At 62.7% G+C, this 15,583-nt stretch carries 9 protein-coding genes; 1 reads left to right on the top strand and 8 read right to left on the bottom strand.

Annotated elements, in window-relative coordinates:
* Window positions 1–747: 747 nt before the first annotated feature.
* From AC0L2M_RS25620 to AC0L2M_RS25635, 4 genes are all read right to left on the bottom strand, one after another.
* On the bottom strand, window positions 748–1,803 hold the full coding sequence (locus AC0L2M_RS25620) for a lipocalin-like domain-containing protein (RefSeq protein ID WP_023797274.1): 1,056 nt from the start codon (window positions 1,801–1,803) through the stop codon (window positions 748–750).
* On the bottom strand, window positions 1,793–4,201 hold the full coding sequence (locus AC0L2M_RS25625) for an ABC transporter permease (RefSeq protein WP_473536240.1): 2,409 nt from the start codon (window positions 4,199–4,201) through the stop codon (window positions 1,793–1,795). The genes AC0L2M_RS25620 and AC0L2M_RS25625 overlap by 11 nt, the downstream gene beginning before the upstream one ends.
* A complete protein-coding gene (locus AC0L2M_RS25630) occupies window positions 4,201–4,857 on the bottom strand; it encodes an ABC transporter ATP-binding protein (RefSeq protein WP_031254148.1) in 657 nt (218 codons plus the stop codon). The genes AC0L2M_RS25625 and AC0L2M_RS25630 overlap by 1 nt, the downstream gene beginning before the upstream one ends.
* Before the next feature lie 372 nt (window positions 4,858–5,229).
* On the bottom strand, window positions 5,230–5,415 hold the full coding sequence (locus AC0L2M_RS25635; RefSeq protein ID WP_077380219.1) for a DUF3606 domain-containing protein: 186 nt from the start codon (window positions 5,413–5,415) through the stop codon (window positions 5,230–5,232).
* A 580-nt stretch (window positions 5,416–5,995) separates the two neighbouring features.
* On the opposite strand from AC0L2M_RS25635, the gene AC0L2M_RS25640 reads away from it, so the two are divergent.
* Window positions 5,996–7,846, top strand: coding sequence for an adenylate/guanylate cyclase domain-containing protein (locus AC0L2M_RS25640; RefSeq protein ID WP_473536234.1), 1,851 nt, complete (start codon window positions 5,996–5,998; stop codon window positions 7,844–7,846).
* 435 nt (window positions 7,847–8,281) lie between these two features.
* Here AC0L2M_RS25640 and AC0L2M_RS25645 read toward each other — a convergent pair whose 3' ends face one another.
* From AC0L2M_RS25645 to secA, 4 genes are all read right to left on the bottom strand, one after another.
* Entirely contained in the window at window positions 8,282–8,890 is a 609-nt protein-coding gene (locus AC0L2M_RS25645) for a hypothetical protein (RefSeq protein ID WP_023797279.1), read from the bottom strand.
* 537 nt (window positions 8,891–9,427) lie between these two features.
* The gene (locus tag AC0L2M_RS25650; protein ID WP_473536235.1) at window positions 9,428–10,708 is read right to left on the bottom strand and encodes a GNAT family N-acetyltransferase; all 1,281 of its coding nucleotides are present in this window, start codon (window positions 10,706–10,708) and stop codon (window positions 9,428–9,430) included.
* Window positions 10,708–12,108, bottom strand: a complete 1,401-nt coding sequence (locus tag AC0L2M_RS25655) for a lipopolysaccharide biosynthesis protein (RefSeq protein ID WP_128246139.1) — start codon at window positions 12,106–12,108, stop codon at window positions 10,708–10,710. The genes AC0L2M_RS25650 and AC0L2M_RS25655 overlap by 1 nt, the downstream gene beginning before the upstream one ends.
* A 375-nt stretch (window positions 12,109–12,483) precedes the next feature.
* Window positions 12,484–15,216 (bottom strand): preprotein translocase subunit SecA, encoded by a 2,733-nt coding sequence (secA, locus tag AC0L2M_RS25660; RefSeq protein ID WP_023797283.1) that lies wholly within the window; start codon window positions 15,214–15,216, stop codon window positions 12,484–12,486.
* Window positions 15,217–15,583 lie beyond the last annotated feature (367 nt).

A 15,583-nucleotide genomic window follows, 5' to 3' on the forward strand; every position in this document is an offset into this window, starting at 1 on the left:
CTTTCCTTGCTTTACAGAACGAGCTTGGCCGCATGCGCGACGCCGCCAGCCGAGGCAGTCTGGTCGCCAACCTCGACATCGGCCCGATCGAATACGCGGACATCGGATCCCGCCCAGTTCAAGTGGGATCAAGCCACTCGGGAATGGCGCCGGGGTTGAATGTTCTCCAAGCAGACTTGCGTTTTCTTCAAGCCAACATCCGCTACTGTGATGGCTTTCGGATGCGGGCGGTTCCACGTGTTGGCCTGGTGCCGGAGCCGGCGTCCGAAAGCCTCCGGGGAACGAACCCGCGGGATGGCGTGCAATCGGTCCCAAGACCGAGCCGAGCGGGATTTCGAACTTCTACGTCGAGGTAATTGCGCCGTCGGCTAATTCCGCTGATCCAGCGAAAACAGCCGTTCAAATACAAAGCAGGAATGACCGCTCGGTCCGCTTCCACGACCTCCGTGGCGACCCACTCCGTTTCCTGCCGGGACCGCTTATCACTAAGGATGCAAACCCGACTAGGGTGAACTGCCCGGAAGCGGCGCCAGTCGATCTCTGTTGCCGGCTGTCGCGTGGCGGCACCAAGGCGGTCAGAACCCGGACTGACGCCGGAGCCATTTTTCCGACTCTTTGCCGAAAAATCCAACAATATCATGCCGTTAAACGCCTAAAATGGTAGAGGGAAGGGCCTGGAAACTAACCTTCTCCATTTTCGGCAATTCGCCAACCGTCGCGATCTCGCGATCGAGCAGCGTCCTCCAGTCACTCATAGCCTGTCATCTCGAGATAGCCGCGCCCGGCATGGGTGCCCTCAAATCGGATCGGGCCTTCCCAATAGGGAAAGCGTGTGTCCATCCAGGCTTCTGGGTTTAGCGTCCGGATGGTCACATCCACCCCTTTTTCCGACAATTGCACCCTCCAGCGGATCGGCACGCTACGTCCCGCGACTGCCGCCGTTTCGAGCGGCGTCACCCTTAGCGCGCCGGGGGCCTGCGGCTGCGGCCTGCCGTCGGCCTTGATCCATGTGGCCGATGTAAAGCCCGCGCCTCTGTCGCGCAGGCGAAAGCCCATCATCTTTTCGCCGCTGTCGAAATGCAGCGAGAACCAGTCCCACCCGGTTTGATCCTCAGCCAGCGGCTGCGAGGACCATTCGTGGTCCAACCACGCCTGACCGGTCACCGCAATCGCGCCTGCCGGAAGGGTCAGCGTGCCGGTCACGTGGTAGAATGGTTGCGAGTAATAATAGCTCGCCTGCCCCTTCTCGGATTTCACCGAATAGCCTTGCACTCCCTGCGGCACCAGAGGGCCTTTGGCGTCCAGCGCCAGTTCGTAGGAAAACGCCTGTCCCGCCGCACGCAGATCGAGCGCCGACAGCGCATCCGCCTCTGGCAGGGCCCGGCCTGCCATCTGCCAGTTGTCAATCCAGGCCGCAAAGGGCGCAGCCGTAACCCCCGCTTGGCCGATGCCGCCCCGTGCCATCCGTTCGGCCACGAATTGGTGCGTTTGCGACGTCAGCCCCGCATGGCCCATCCAAAGCTGCGGACTGGACCAGCCTGACCGCTCCACCGGGGCCAGGGCGGATCGGAAAAGAGTCCATTGCACGCCATAGTCCGCTCCATCCGCAGCTTGCAGGTTGGCGGTCAAATACCACCATTCGATCCGGTAACCGGGGTGCGGGCCGTGGTCTGCCGGAAAGTTGAATGCAGTCCCCGGCTGCGGCACTGAAAACCCGTCAGCCTCTGTGCCAAGCCCAGCAAAACCTTGGCCAAAGGCAGGTGCGGCCAAGCACATATAGATCAGCAATGCTCTAACGCTCATGTGCAAATACCTTCAGCAAATCCGATGGCGAAAGACGCGCCAGCCGCCAGGCAGGCACGGCGGCTGCAAGTCCGGCCGCCAGCAGCGCGAGCGCCGCCAGCCGCGCCCAGTCACCGGGAAAAAGGTGCATCGGCAGACGCCAGCCAAAAGCCTCGACATTCACCACCGCCAGCAGAACAAAGGCGAGCCCGATACCTACAGGCAGAGCGGCCAGCATGGTCAAGGCTGCCAACAACAAGCCGCGCCAAAGCTCCAGCCATACGAGGTGGCGGCGGGGCAGACCCATGGCCCAGACCGGCGCCAGTTGCGGTAGGCGCATCCCCGACAGGGTCATGAGGCTCGCAAACATCGCCAGCCCCGCGACTCCCAGCGTCAGCACATTCAGCGCGGCTGTCACTCTGAATGTGCGCTCAAACACTTTGAGCGAAAAGACCTTGATCCCGGCCTGGTCAATCACGTTCTGCGCGGGCAGCCCGAATTCCGCCCGCAAACCCGCAGCCAGTGCTTCGGCCTTGCCGGGGGCAATCCGAATGGCATAGCGCAGGCGGGAGACGTCAGGATAGTGCTGGAGCAGTGTGTCGATCCCGATGATCACTTGGCCGATCGGGTTGCCATAGTCGGCATAGACGCCGACGATGCTGGCCCGCCAGCCACCGGGCAGCGTGATCTGGTCCCCCAAGCCCAACTCCTGGCGCCGCGCCAGTTGTTCGTTGATCAGGGCGCCGTCGCTTGTGGCGATCCGGTCCCACACCTCCGGCACTGCAGAGAGGATCGGCCAGTTGTCGCGATAGGTGGCATGATCGGCCACGCCGTATATTGCCGCGGGCTGGCCTGCGACCCGGCCCTCAATGCTCCAGATCGGCAGGACCGCGTCGCTGCGCTGGGCCAGCCAGTCGTGTATCGCCGTGGCCTCTGCTTCAGTGCGGGCGGTCACGTAAAGCTCAGAGGCGAGACGCTGATCGAGCCAGCCGATGAAGGTCAGCCGAAAGCTCGACACCATCGTGCTGACGCCCACATTGACGGCCAGCGCAAGCAGCAGTGCCATTAGCGCCAATGACAGGCCGGGAAGCTGTTGACGCGTGTCGGCCCAAAACCATTCAGCCAATGGTCCACGCGCCAAGCGGCCGCCAAGGTGCAATATCCCCGTCAGCACGAGCGGCAGCGCCAGTGCCGCCCCCAACAGCAGTGCCGCCAGAAGCGCAAAACCCGCCTCGAGGCCGGATCCGAACTGTGCAATTCCCGCCGCCGTCAACAGGAGCACCATCGCAGCCACGCCTTGCGCGCGCAGTGCCCGCTCCGAAGCCCGCGCCCAGGCCCGAGGCTGGGCCGACGCAAGCAGCGGCAGGTGCCATAGCCGCCAGAGGCTCTGTGCGGCCGCTACCAGCGTGCCGATTACCGCGATCGCCAGCCCCGCTGCCCACACTGCGGGGCGGATCGACAGCGTTCCCGGCACATCGGCCCCGTAAAGCCCGCGCAGGGTGGCGGCGACGTCGGGCAAAAGGGCCGAGGCGACTACATAGCCAAGTGCCACGCCCACCAGTCCCGCGAGGAGGGCGAAGATCAGCAGCTCGGTGATCAGCAAAAGGACCAGCACGCGGGACGGCAAGCCCAGTGCGCGCAGCGTGCGAAATACCTGGCGGCGCTGTTCAAAAGCCAGACCGATGGCGGAATGCACGATGAAGAGCCCCACCGCAAAGGCAAGAAAACCGAAAGCCGTCAAGTTCAGGTGAAAACTGTCGGTCAGCCTGGCAAGATCCCCCGTTTCGCTTGGCTCGCGCAGGGTCAGGCCGGGGGCTGTCACCTCTAGAGGGGCACGGCCAATCGGTTGGTCCGGCCAGAGCAAAAGACGAGAGATCTTGTCCTTTGTCCCAAGCAAGACCTGCGCCTGCCCGATGTCGGTGAGGACTGTACCAGGCGGCAAACCCTCGGCCACGCGCACGGGAGGTGTTGCTTGCTCGGTAAGTCGTGCCGCGGTTTCCGGAGCTACATAGAGCACACCGGGCGCCGTGATGAACGGCAATAGCTCATCACCCACCGCAACATCCACCTGCTGCGCCTGCGGCGGCAAAGTCAGTGGGTCAATGCCGAGGACGCGCAACCGCACATCCCCAAACCGCATTTCACCTTCAATCACCGGCGAAGCCAGCCAGCCTGCTCGCCGCAGTCTCACAAACACCTGTTGATCCATCCGGGCCCCGTCCTCACGCACCAGTTGCGCGAGCCGGTCCTGCCCAAGGATCGCCGCTGCACGGTCATAGCTCGCCCGCGCCTCACCGTTGATCGCCTGAACCGCTGACCACAACGCCGTTGCCAGCGATAGCCCCAAAAGCAGCATCGCCAGTTGGACAGGCCGCCTGCGCCAATGCGACAAGAGCGCTGACAACCCGGTCCACACCATCAAGCCAGCCGTCCCGCGTGCAGGTGAACGTGGGCGTTCAGCCGGTTTGCCAGACGGTTGGAATGGGTAACCATTAACAGGGCGGCACCCGTTTCAGCCACCAGCGACAGCATAAGATCGAGTACAGCGTCCCCTGTTGCTTCATCGAGATTGCCCGTGGGCTCATCGGCCAAAACCAGCCGGGGCCGAGCGGCCAAGGTCCGGCCGATCGCCACCCGCTGTTGCTGGCCGGCCGACAGTTGTTCAGGGTAGCGTGTGAGGACTTGGGCGAGGCCCAGCCGTTTGGAAAGGACTTTCAACCATGCCGGATCAGGTCGGCCAGCAAGCCGAGCCTGAAAGGCAAGGTTGGCCGCCACATCAAGCGAAGGGATCAGGTTGAACTGCTGGAACACAAGTCCGACTGTTCCCCGCCGCAGGGCGGCAAGGGCTGTATCGTTCAGCCCCACAATATTGGTACCGCCAAGGTGGATTTCTCCCGCATCAGGGCTGTCGAGCCCTGCAACAAGGTGCAAAAGCGTGCTCTTGCCGCTGCCAGACTCGCCGGTCAGCGCAAGGCTCTTGCCCGCCTCCAGCGAAAGATCGATCCCGTGCAGAACATGCAACGGCCCCTCGCCAGTGGGGTAGAATTTGTCGATCCGGTGCAGCCTCAGCAGCATGTTACTCCCCGGAGGTCCGCGTGCATCTGACACGGCATGCCCGTGAAATAGCGCCAAACAACGACCCCTTTCATACAGCCTCCAAACCCACTGCCTTAATTGGACAATGGGTTTTTTCAGAGGGCTCGCGTTTTGCATCTAACGCGACCTCCACTTGGAATTCGATGTACAATTACGATCTAGAGCGGTTCTCAGCTAGGCGGGATAGGCGTTGACCGTACCGTCGCAACTCACTCTCCAAACGGAACTGGAGCGCTGTCTTCAATTCCTCAGCAGTGCCGATGCCGTTGTTGAAAAGCGCCATGATTATGCCTGCAGCCTGGTCACACTCAGGCGTGCTTGGCTCTATGCCAGCCTCTCGGCAATACACGATCAAACCTTTCGGGCAACGAGTTCCTCTTCGATCTTTGCGCGGTTGTTTCCATACTTTTTTACCAGCCTGAGGGCATCAGCCCGTTCGAGATGGTGCTTCTTCATGAGGTACCCGACTTCATAGTCTTCGCCACCGTCGACCCGTGCTCTATCTTGCGGACCACGCTTTGACTTGTCGTCTGCCATGACAACCTCCATGGGCGATCGCCTCGCCCAAACGTGTCAAGGATAATCCTCTAATCGTCGGGGACAAGGACGTAGTCCCCAACCATGTCGAAACCGCACAACTCCGCGGTCGCAGGGATAAGCCGATCCCTTACGGGGAACGCTTTGCTCGTCCGCCGTCGAAGGGTTGAGGTGACGAGCCGTAGGGGGCTGCTGTTCTGCTTGTGACCCGAAGCAGAGTCTCACACGCGACGGCGGCATGGCTGCTTTGCGCCCAATGTCAGCCGTTCAGGGCTACTTGATCGCCGCCTGAAAGCCGACCTTCCCGGCGACCGCTGACAGACGTGAATGCGCCATTTACGGATCTGTACAGATCGCTGCGCCAACGTCGGCTTGCCGCGCCAATTCCGGACATGGGGTGCGCAGGCGCGGCTCGCCTGCCAAAAAGCGCCAAACGGGTACCGCAAAGGCGCAGGTTCGGTTTATCGAACCGTTTCCGAGCCACTCCTGATGCTCGGGGCGGCGCGCCAGCGGGATTTCGTATGGCACGCAGCGCTGAACATGATACTTTAGGCTCCTCTGAATAACCCGGATTTCCCTCATGGAGCGCCGGCTCACTGCGATCCTCGCCGCCGACGTGGTTGGCTACAGCCGCCTCATGGGGCTGGATGAGGCCGGTACGCTGTCGGCGCTAAAGACGCACCGGCGCGAGATGGCGGACGCCAAGATCGCCGAGCATCAGGGCCACATCGTCAAGGTCACCGGCGACGGTATGCTGGTCGAATTCCCGAGCGTGGTGAATGCAGTTGCCTGCGCCGCAGATATCCAGCGCAGGATGCGCCAGCGCAACGTCGACGTGCCGGAGGACCACCGCATCGAATTTCGCATCGGCATCCATCTCGGCGACATCATCTTCGAGGACAACGACATCTATGGCGATGGCGTCAACATCGCGGCGCGCATCGAGAGCATCGCCAGGCCCGGCGGCGTCGCCGTGTCCGGCTCTGTGCGAGACCATATCGGCAACCGGCTCGATCTGACCTTCGAGGACACTGGCGAGCAGACGCTGAAGAACATTGATCGACCGGTCCGCGTTTACAACGTCAACCTCTTCGCCGACGCGCCGTGGCTGCACGCCGCAGCCGGCACGGAACGAGCCAAGACAAGATTCTCGCGACGCGGCTTCATTCTTGCTGCACTCGTTCTCGTTGCGGCAGCGATCGGCGTATACTACGGCGCGGAAATATGGCGGGCCGCTCCGGTTCGTTCGAGCGACATGCCGAGGATTGCGGTCCTTCCCTTCGACGATTTCAGTACCGGCGCGGACAAGGGATATCTCAGCGATGCCGTCGCCGAGGGGATCATCACCGAGCTTGCTCGGAGCAAGACTTATGCCGTCATCGCCCGGAACTCGAGCTTCAGGTACCGCGGCCATCCGGTTGACGCTAGGCAGATCGGAGATGAACTCGGCGTCGACTACCTCCTCGAAGGCAGCCAGCAGAAGATCGGAGACCAGCTGAAAGTGACCGCCCAGTTGCTGAATGCGCATGACGGATCGCATGTCTGGGCCAACACCTACAACCGCGAAATTGCCGATCTTTTCGTCGTCCAGGAGGAGATCATCCGCACGCTTGCGGATAGGGTCGGGCGCAGGATCGAGCGACCCTTGCCAAGGAGCGACGCCGCGCAGGTCAGCGCGCTCCGCTATGTCCTGATTGGTTTTGCCGAGACCGACAAGGATTTCTCTGCCGCGGGGAACGAGCTGCTACGGCAGTTCAGCCTCAAGGCGATCGAAGCGGATCCGGACTCCCAGTTCGGCTATATCGGGCTGGCCTGGTCCTATCGCCATGACGCGGTTTTCTGGCACAAGCAGGAAAATAACCCTGACGAGGCGTTGAAGCGCGCCGCCGAATACGCCGACAAGTCCATCCTGCTCGCTCCTGATGATGCTGAAGCGCATCATGTCCGCGCCAGAATTCATGCGGAAGCCGGCGAGGTGGAGCAGGCCCTTGTCCGGTACGATCAGGCGATAGCCCTGAACCCAAGCAATTCGGATACCCTCGTCAACAGTGCGGGCGTGCTGCTGAATGTTGGCCGCACCGACGAAGCTATCGATCGGATCAAGCAGGCTATGGGCATCGATCCTTTCCACCCTGACTGGTTCCACTGGGACATGGGCTGGGCGCTCTACGAAAAGAACGATTGCCGGGCTGCGCTGACGGCGATGCGGAAAATGTCCAGAATCCCGAGCGGCGCACACCGAATGCTTGCGGGGATCCACGCTTGTCTGGGAAACAAGCGGGAGGCAAAGGAAGCGCTTGCGGTTTTCCTCAAAGACTCGCCCGGCGACTCCATCAGCAAACAACGCAAGCAGTGGGAGAAGAATTACACCGCCCCCGGAGCCCTTGAGCGCTGGATCGGACACATGCGGTTCGCGGGCTTGCCGGAGTGAACGGCTGTCCGAGCGCGACCCCGCAGAAGACCGACTGGGTCGCTACGTTGAAGCAATTGTGTTATGAGCGCTGGTTGCCGGCCCCTTTCAAGCCATTCCGATGCTGTGACGTCTACAGCGGCACGGTTTGAACTTGCGACCCCTTTGCCGTGCAAGTTAGCCGGTCGATCGCTATCGATTGGTCCCGGTCAGGCATCGAAGAGGTCCTGTCCTAGCTAGGTTTCGGTGAGACAATCTCGACGAAAAAGATAAGGATCTTGAATGGCCTATTCTGTCCCACTTTCGAAATTGAGCGTTGAAAAGGTTCAAATCTTGCCTCCCGGCTAGGGGCACCATTTTCTACCCGAGACACCTTGAAAGCTCGGTGGGAGGTTATCCCAGGCGCACCTGGGATACCCCAATTGAGGCCGGGCCATTGCGTAGACTAAGTCGCCATTACATCGGCCCCGGCACCATCTTGGTCGGCTGCTCCGGCATCGGAAACGCGTAATTGTCGCATTTCACGTCGGGGTTCGTCGGGCTGAACATTCCAAGTGGGTTGTCTTTGAACAGCCAGACGTGAAGATCGTAATGGTAGAACTCCAACGGAATAAGCGGATAATGCCCCTCCATCGGCCCCTGGAACGTCTGTCCAAACAGTTTCGGCGGCTCCTTGGTGTCGGGCGTCAGCGGAACAAGCCATTCCACGGCCACCAGGCGCAAGCCGCCGTCGACCGGCTCATAGATAAGGACATTGGGGCGCGTCGGATCTGGTGTCGGGCTGACGCTCGCGACGTTGACGAAATGAATGCCCATCGCGCCCTTCGGGTAATCCATAGCTCCAGCCACTTTTTCGCCGCTGTAATAAACGCATCCGACCGTCGACAGGTAGAGGTCGCGAATGGCGGCCTTGTAGTCTTCGTACTTCGAAAGCGATTGTTTCAGGGCATCGATCTCGACCTTGCCGGGCTCGGCGGCCTGACCCGCGGCCGCAATCAGGCAGGCGCCGATGAGGCCGGTCAAAGCGAGAATACTGCGACGCCTGAAGTGAATTCTTTTCGTCATGCATTCCTCCCAGATTTTTGTTCTGGCCGTGCAGGACCGAGGCGGCAATGATGCTGGTTGCGCGGCCGAGATTGTCGCCGATGCTAATCCTTTCCGCTGGTTGGGAGAATTAACCCTGATGACCTAGGCCTTCGACACAGTTCTTCGACTGAGTCTGAAAGGGACTGTGGACGGTCGGTGCCGTCCGGCCTGCAGCTGCCAATTTCCAGCGCTGGTGATTAGCGTAAGCCCCTGCGCCTTCGTCATTCCCAGGCCGGAGCAAGGAGCGAAGCGACGCGGCGGCGCGGTAGACCAGGCGATGGTCCTGGATGATGCGCCGCGACCACCAGCCGGCGCTGCCCCTCTCTGCCTTCTCCCCTTGTGGGGCCCGAAGGGCGGGCGAGGCCCGTGACTCGCCCCGGGCGGTGGATTGGCGCGCAGCGCCAAGACGGTTACTGGACGGAGTGCTGTTGGGTGCCACTGGAGCACCCCCTCATCCGACCTCGCTTCGCGAGGCCACTTTCTCCCACAAGTGGAGAAGGGGAGCCGCCCTTTGCCCTACCGCCGTCCCAGCAAGCTCTTCACCCGGTTGCGCAGCAGGCGCGCCATGTTGCGGGTTTCGCGGTAGAGGTGGATCTGCGACGCCGCCTGGCGGGCGAGGCGGTCGGCGTCCGGCGTCAGGCCGAGGACCAGCGTGCCGATCGGCCGTCGCTCCGTCCATAGCCGGCTCATCACCGGATGGTCGGGCACGGCGCAGGAATCGGTCATCATGATGTTGGGATCGTCGAGATGCTGCCTGGTCACCTCGATCATCAGCAGCGTGCCCGGCGAATAGGCGGCGAGCGTCTCGTCATAGGCCGTCTTCCAGGTGTAGGCGACGCCAGCCTCGACGAAGACAACCAGGCAAGCGATGGTGCGGTCATCGAGCGTCAGTGAATGGATGCGGCACAGGTCGCGTTCGGCCAGCCGGTGCACGGCCTCGCGGGCAAAGGCGGCGCGGTAGCGGTCGATGGCCATGGCGGTGCGCTCGCGGCCTTTCCAGCCGGCGGCCTCAAGCGTCAAAAAACGCTCGATGGCATGGCGGATGTTTTCCGGTCCGCGCGCCACCTGATGCTCCAGCCTGCCCAGGTCGGCGAGGCGGCGTTTTAGGCGGCGGAACTCGCGATAATGGTGCGAGCGCAGCGAGGCCTTCAGATACTCATCGCCGTCGATCTCGCTTTCGAGCATCGGCCGTTCGGCCTTGCCGGTGGTGACCAGCGTCAGGCCACGCGTCTCGGCGACGGTGGCCAGCAGGCTGGCCACCGGGCCGTCGAGCCGGATGTCGGGCAGCACGAAGACTTTTGGCAGTTTGAGATGCGGCCGCGACAGCATCGCGAAGAAATCCTCGATGACGCCGACGGGATCGTCGCGGTCGACCAGCGGCGTGCCGATCGGCCCGAACGGGCTCGACCATGTGCGCATCACCCGCACGCCGAGCGGCGTCGCCGGCCGCTCCACCGAGAACGGCACCAGCAAGCGCAGCCGGTTGCGGTATTCGTCGCCGTCGCGGATGACCGCCAGCCGCACCTCGCGGTCTTCCAGTCGCGGCATGGCGGGTGCCAGGAAGCGCGGGTTGAAGAACACGTTGGGCTCGATCGTGCGGGCGCAGAGATAGTCGAGTTCCTCGACCAGGTCGAAGCCGGCGGAGGCGGCGTAAATTGCCAGTTTGCGCTGGGGCCGGCCGTTGGCCAACAATTCGATATGGGCGGGATCGGCTTCGCGGGCGAGCCCGGCGAGGCCCGACACCAGGGCGCCGGCCAGGCCGCCGCTGGTTTCCTCGAGCAACGGGATGGCAGCCATCACGCGGCTCCTTTGGCGGCTACGAAAATGACCATGACGATGCCGAGCCTGCGCCAGACCGTGAAGGACAGCGCGCCGGCTTCGAAGATCATCGCGAAGGCGGTGGCCATCGCCGCGCCCCACAGGCCGAAAAGCGGGATCAGCACCAGATTGAGGCCGATGTTGAAGGCCAGCGTCATGGCGTAGACGGCGGCGCAGATATTCTGGTTGCCGCTCATGGTGAGCAGGCTTTCGCAGGGGCCGACGGCGGCGCGGGCGACGACGCCGAAGACCAGCAGGAACAACAGCGGGTAGCCGGCAACGAATTCAGGCCCGAACAAGCTCAGCATCGGCTCGCCCAGCACCAGCACCAGCAGCGCCATCAACAGCGATGGCCAGAACGTCCACGACACGGTTTCGCGGGCGAAGGCGGCGAGCTTTTCGGGCTCGCCATGGGTGAATTGCGCGTAGCGCTGGGCGACGCCCGCCTTGACCGCAAAATAGACGAAATGCACCAGCGCCAGCGTCTTGACCGTGGCGAAATAGACGGCGACGTCGTTGGGATTCATATAGGCGCCGACCATCAGCACGTCGGCATTGGTGAGCAGGAAGAAGAAGCCTTCGACCAGGAAGATCGGCAGCGACACGAGGAACCATTGCGCGAAATGCAGCTTCCTCGGCCCGGCCGGGATTTTTTTGCCGATGCGCGCAGTGATGCCGATGAGCTGGCCGAGCGTGGTGGCATAGGTGGCGGCGATCGAGGCGAAGATCGCCGTCCTGGCATCGGGCGCAAAGCCGACCAGAAGCATCAGCGCCATCAGCGCCAGGATCAGCACCGGCCGCACCAGATAAGTCGGCGCCAGCGCAAACAGCGCCCACGAGTTGGCCCGCGCCAGCCCCTGCAGCAGATCGGACATGGCGATCATCGGCATGCAGATGAGGCCGAGAATGAACGGCACGACATAGTAGTTCTCGATAAACGGCGAGAGCAGCCAGACGCCGAGCGCGCCCAGTCCGGCGATCGCAGTCGAGGCGACCAGCACGAACAGGCGGCTGGTCAGCACGATGCCGCGCAGTTCGGCCAGCATGTTGCGCTCGCGATATTCGGGAATGAAGCGGATGATCGAGGTGTGGAAGCCGAGGCAGGCGAGATTGCCGACGATGACCATCGTCACCCAGACAAGGACAAAAATGCCATACTCGAACGAGCCCATCCAGCGCGCCATCAGCACCTGACTGACGAAAGCGATGACGGCGCTGACGATGCGGATGGAAAAGGCGATCAGCGACATGCGGCTGGCTTCGCCGCGCTCGTCGGCGGTGAACAGCACGGCATCGATGCGGCCAAGCAGCGGCTTTGCGCGCAGCGCAAGGCGCTGCGGCAGGAACCGCCCGGCTGTCGTCGCCGCGGAAAAGCGCACCCTGATCACACTCCGTTCTCGGCTTCTTTTCGGGTCTAGGTGTAGTCAAAACACATTAAGAAACGGTTGGGTGGGAGGTAGGAGTGTTCCCTTCTCCCCGTTCACGGGGAGAAGGTGCCGGCAGGCGGATGAGGGGCGCCGGCTTTGTGCCATGTTCACCGTTCGCGGCAGAACGCGACGAAACGACAGGCCAGCTGATGGAAAGAAATAAGAGCTGAAGGCCCATTTCCGGTGTCGACGGGACAGCGCCCCCCTCTCGCCAGCCGGCCATCCCCCCACGGGTGGGGAGATTGGCTAATCGTGGGCGTTGGCGTCGCCCCTCATCCGCCCTTCGGGCACCTTCTCCCCGTGAACGGGGAGAAGGGAAGTGGGTGCTTACGCGAACGCCCCGTGGCAATGCTTGTACTTTTTCCCTGACCCGCACGGGCAGGCCTCGTTGCGGCCGACCTTGCCCCAGGTGGCGGGGTTTTGCGGGTCGCGGTTCTCGGGGGCGACGGTGGCGTGGGTCTCCTGGCGAACCAGAAGGCCGGTCTCGCCGCCATCAAAATCGTCCTCGCCGGTGGTGCCGTCGAGATGACTGCCGAACATGTCGGGCGCCTCGGGCGGCGGCGCTTCGGCGGCTTGGCGGACCAGCTCGACGCGCATCAATTGCGCGGTGACGGCCTGGCGCAGATTGCCCAGCATCGCCTGGAACAGCTCGAACGCCTCGCCCTTGTATTCCTGCAGCGGATCGCGCTGGGCGTAGCCGCGGAAGCCGACGACCGAGCGCAGGTGGTCGAGGTTGACGATGTGCTCGCGCCACAGATGGTCGAGCGTCTGCAGCACCACGGAGCGCTCGACATAGGCCATCACGTCGGGGCCGAAGCGCTCTGCACGCTCCTTGGCAGCGGTCTCGGCGGCCTGGCTGATGCGCTCGCGGATGTCGTCCTCGGCAATGCCCTCTTCCTTGACCCAGTCCTCGATGGGCAGGTCGAGATTGAGGAATTCGGCGACCTCAGCCTTGAGGCCAGCGACGTTCCACTGCTCGGCATAGGCGTTTTCGGGAATAGCCTTGGCGACGACCTCCTCGATGACGCCCTCGCGCATTTCGGCGATGGTCTCGGACAGGCCTTCACCGTCCATCAGCTCGAGGCGCTGCTCGAACACCACCTTGCGCTGGTCGTTCGAGACGTCGTCATATTTCAGCAGGTTCTTGCGGATGTCGAAGTTGCGCGCCTCGACCTTCTTCTGCGCCTTTTCCAGCGCCTTGTTGATCCAGGGGTGGATGATCGCCTCGTCTTCCTTGAGGCCAAGCTTCTGCAGCATGCCGTCCATGCGCTCGGAGCCGAAGATGCGCATCAGATCGTCCTGCAGCGACAGGAAGAATTTTGAGCGCCCGGGATCGCCCTGGCGGCCCGAGCGGCCGCGCAACTGGTTGTCGATGCGGCGCGATTCGTGGCGTTCGGTGGCGAGCACGTAGAGGCCGCCGGCGGCGAGCGCCTTCTCCTTCAGCCGGGCGACGTCGTCGCGGATTGCCTTTTCCCTGGCGTCGCGCTCGGGGCCGGCCGGCATGTCGCCAAGCTCCTCGGCGATGCGCATGTCGGCATTGCCGCCGAGCTGGATGTCGGTGCCGCGGCCGGCCATGTTGGTGGCAATGGTGATGGCGCCGGGTTTACCCGCCTGGGCGACGATCGCCGCCTCACGCTCATGGTGGCGGGCGTTCAGCACCTCGAAATCGGCAAAACCTTCCTTGCGCAGGCGTGCGGCCAGCAGCTCGGATTTCTCGATCGAGGTGGTGCCGACCAAGGTAGGCTGGCCTTTTTCGCGGGCTTCCTTGATCTCCCTGACGATCGCCTTGTACTTCTCCTCGACGGTCCGGTAGACCTCGTCGTCCTCGTCAATACGGATGACCGGCAGATTGGTCGGGATCTCGGTGACGTCGAGATTGTAGATGTTGGCGAATTCCTCGGCCTCGGTCAGCGCCGTGCCGGTCATGCCGGCGAGCTTCTTGTAGAGGCGGAAATAGTTCTGGAAGGTGACGGAGGCGAGCGTCTGGTTCTCCGGCTGGATCGCCACATGCTCCTTGGCCTCGAGCGCCTGGTGCAGGCCTTCCGAATAGCGGCGGCCCGGCATCATGCGGCCGGTGAATTCGTCGATGATGACGATCTCGCCGTTGCGCACGATGTAGTCCTTGTCCTTCTGGAACAGTTGGTGCGCCTTGAGCGCATTGTTGACGTGGTGGACGATGGCGACGTTCTCGACGTCGTAGAGCGACTCACCCTTGAGCAGGCCGGCGTCGCGCAAAAGGTTTTCCAGCTTCTCGGTGCCATCCTCGGTAAAGATCGAGGTCTTCTGCTTCTCGTCGATCTCATAGTCGGCCGGCTCGAGCTTCAGCATGAAGGCGTCGATGGTATTGTACATTTCCGAGCGGTCCTCGAGCGGACCGGAAATGATCAGCGGCGTGCGCGCCTCGTCGACGAGGATGGAATCGACCTCGTCGACGATCGCGTAGCTGTGGCCGCGCTGCACCATCTGGGCGCGCTCGTATTTCATGTTGTCGCGCAGATAGTCGAAGCCGAGCTCGTTGTTGGTGGCGTAGGTGACGTCGGCGGCATAGGCGGCGTGGCGTTCCTCGTCGGACAGGCCATGGACGATGACGCCGACGGTAAGGCCGAGGAATTTGTAGACGCGGCCCATCCATTCGGAGTCGCGTGTGGCAAGATAGTCGTTGACGGTGACGACATGGACGCCTTTGCCGGCAAGCGCGTTGAGATAGACGGGCAGGGTGGCGACCAGCGTCTTGCCCTCGCCGGTGCGCATCTCGGCGATGCCGCCATTATGCAGCACCATGCCGCCGATCAGCTGCACGTCGAACGGGCGCATGCCGAGCACGCGGCGCGCCGCCTCGCGCACGGTGGCGAAGGCCGGCACCAGGAGATCGTCGAGACTGGCGCCGTTGGCGACGTCCTGGCGGAATTTTTCCGTGCGGGCCGTCAGTTCGGCGTCGGAGAGCGCCCGCATCTCGTTTTCCATGGCGTTGATCGCTTCGACGCGCGGTCGGGTTGACTTGACCCGGCGATCGTTGGAGGAGCCGAAAACCTTACGGGCGAGACCGCCAAAACTGACCATTCAATGGTCCTTTCGATAGCATTCCAAGTCGTTGCGACGGGTGCCGGCCGGCCCCATCAAATCCACGTGAAACGCGGACAAACGCAAAAAGCGCCCGGAAAACGGTTCTGGACGCAAAGTCGTTGGACAGATAAGAGGGGGCTCAATCGATGTCAACGGCGCGCTGGCCCTGACGACCGTGCCAAATTCCGCCACAATCCGGCTGGTCTGGAAGCCATCCCGCCCTAGCTATCCCCATTGGAGTTAATTGTATGTCCTTATTGTTCCGCCGCGCGTCGCTCGCCAGCCTTGGCTTGGCATTCGGGCTGACGGCGCTGTCGCTGTCGCCAGCGATGGCGCAGGACACCGCGCCCGCCCAACCAGCCCC

The organism is Mesorhizobium sp. WSM4806 (assembly GCF_055811635.1).

Coding starts and splice junctions, on each gene's coding strand:
- AC0L2M_RS25620 (WP_023797274.1), bottom strand. CDS start 1,803: ATGAGCGTTAGAGCATTGCTGATCTATATGTGCTTGGCCGCACCTGCC.
- AC0L2M_RS25625 (WP_473536240.1), bottom strand. CDS start 4,201: ATGGTGTGGACCGGGTTGTCAGCGCTCTTGTCGCATTGGCGCAGGCGG.
- AC0L2M_RS25630 (WP_031254148.1), bottom strand. CDS start 4,857: ATGCTGCTGAGGCTGCACCGGATCGACAAATTCTACCCCACTGGCGAG.
- AC0L2M_RS25635 (WP_077380219.1), bottom strand. CDS start 5,415: ATGGCAGACGACAAGTCAAAGCGTGGTCCGCAAGATAGAGCACGGGTC.
- AC0L2M_RS25640 (WP_473536234.1), top strand. CDS start 5,996: ATGGAGCGCCGGCTCACTGCGATCCTCGCCGCCGACGTGGTTGGCTAC.
- AC0L2M_RS25645 (WP_023797279.1), bottom strand. CDS start 8,890: ATGACGAAAAGAATTCACTTCAGGCGTCGCAGTATTCTCGCTTTGACC.
- AC0L2M_RS25650 (WP_473536235.1), bottom strand. CDS start 10,708: ATGGCTGCCATCCCGTTGCTCGAGGAAACCAGCGGCGGCCTGGCCGGC.
- secA (WP_023797283.1), bottom strand. CDS start 15,216: ATGGTCAGTTTTGGCGGTCTCGCCCGTAAGGTTTTCGGCTCCTCCAAC.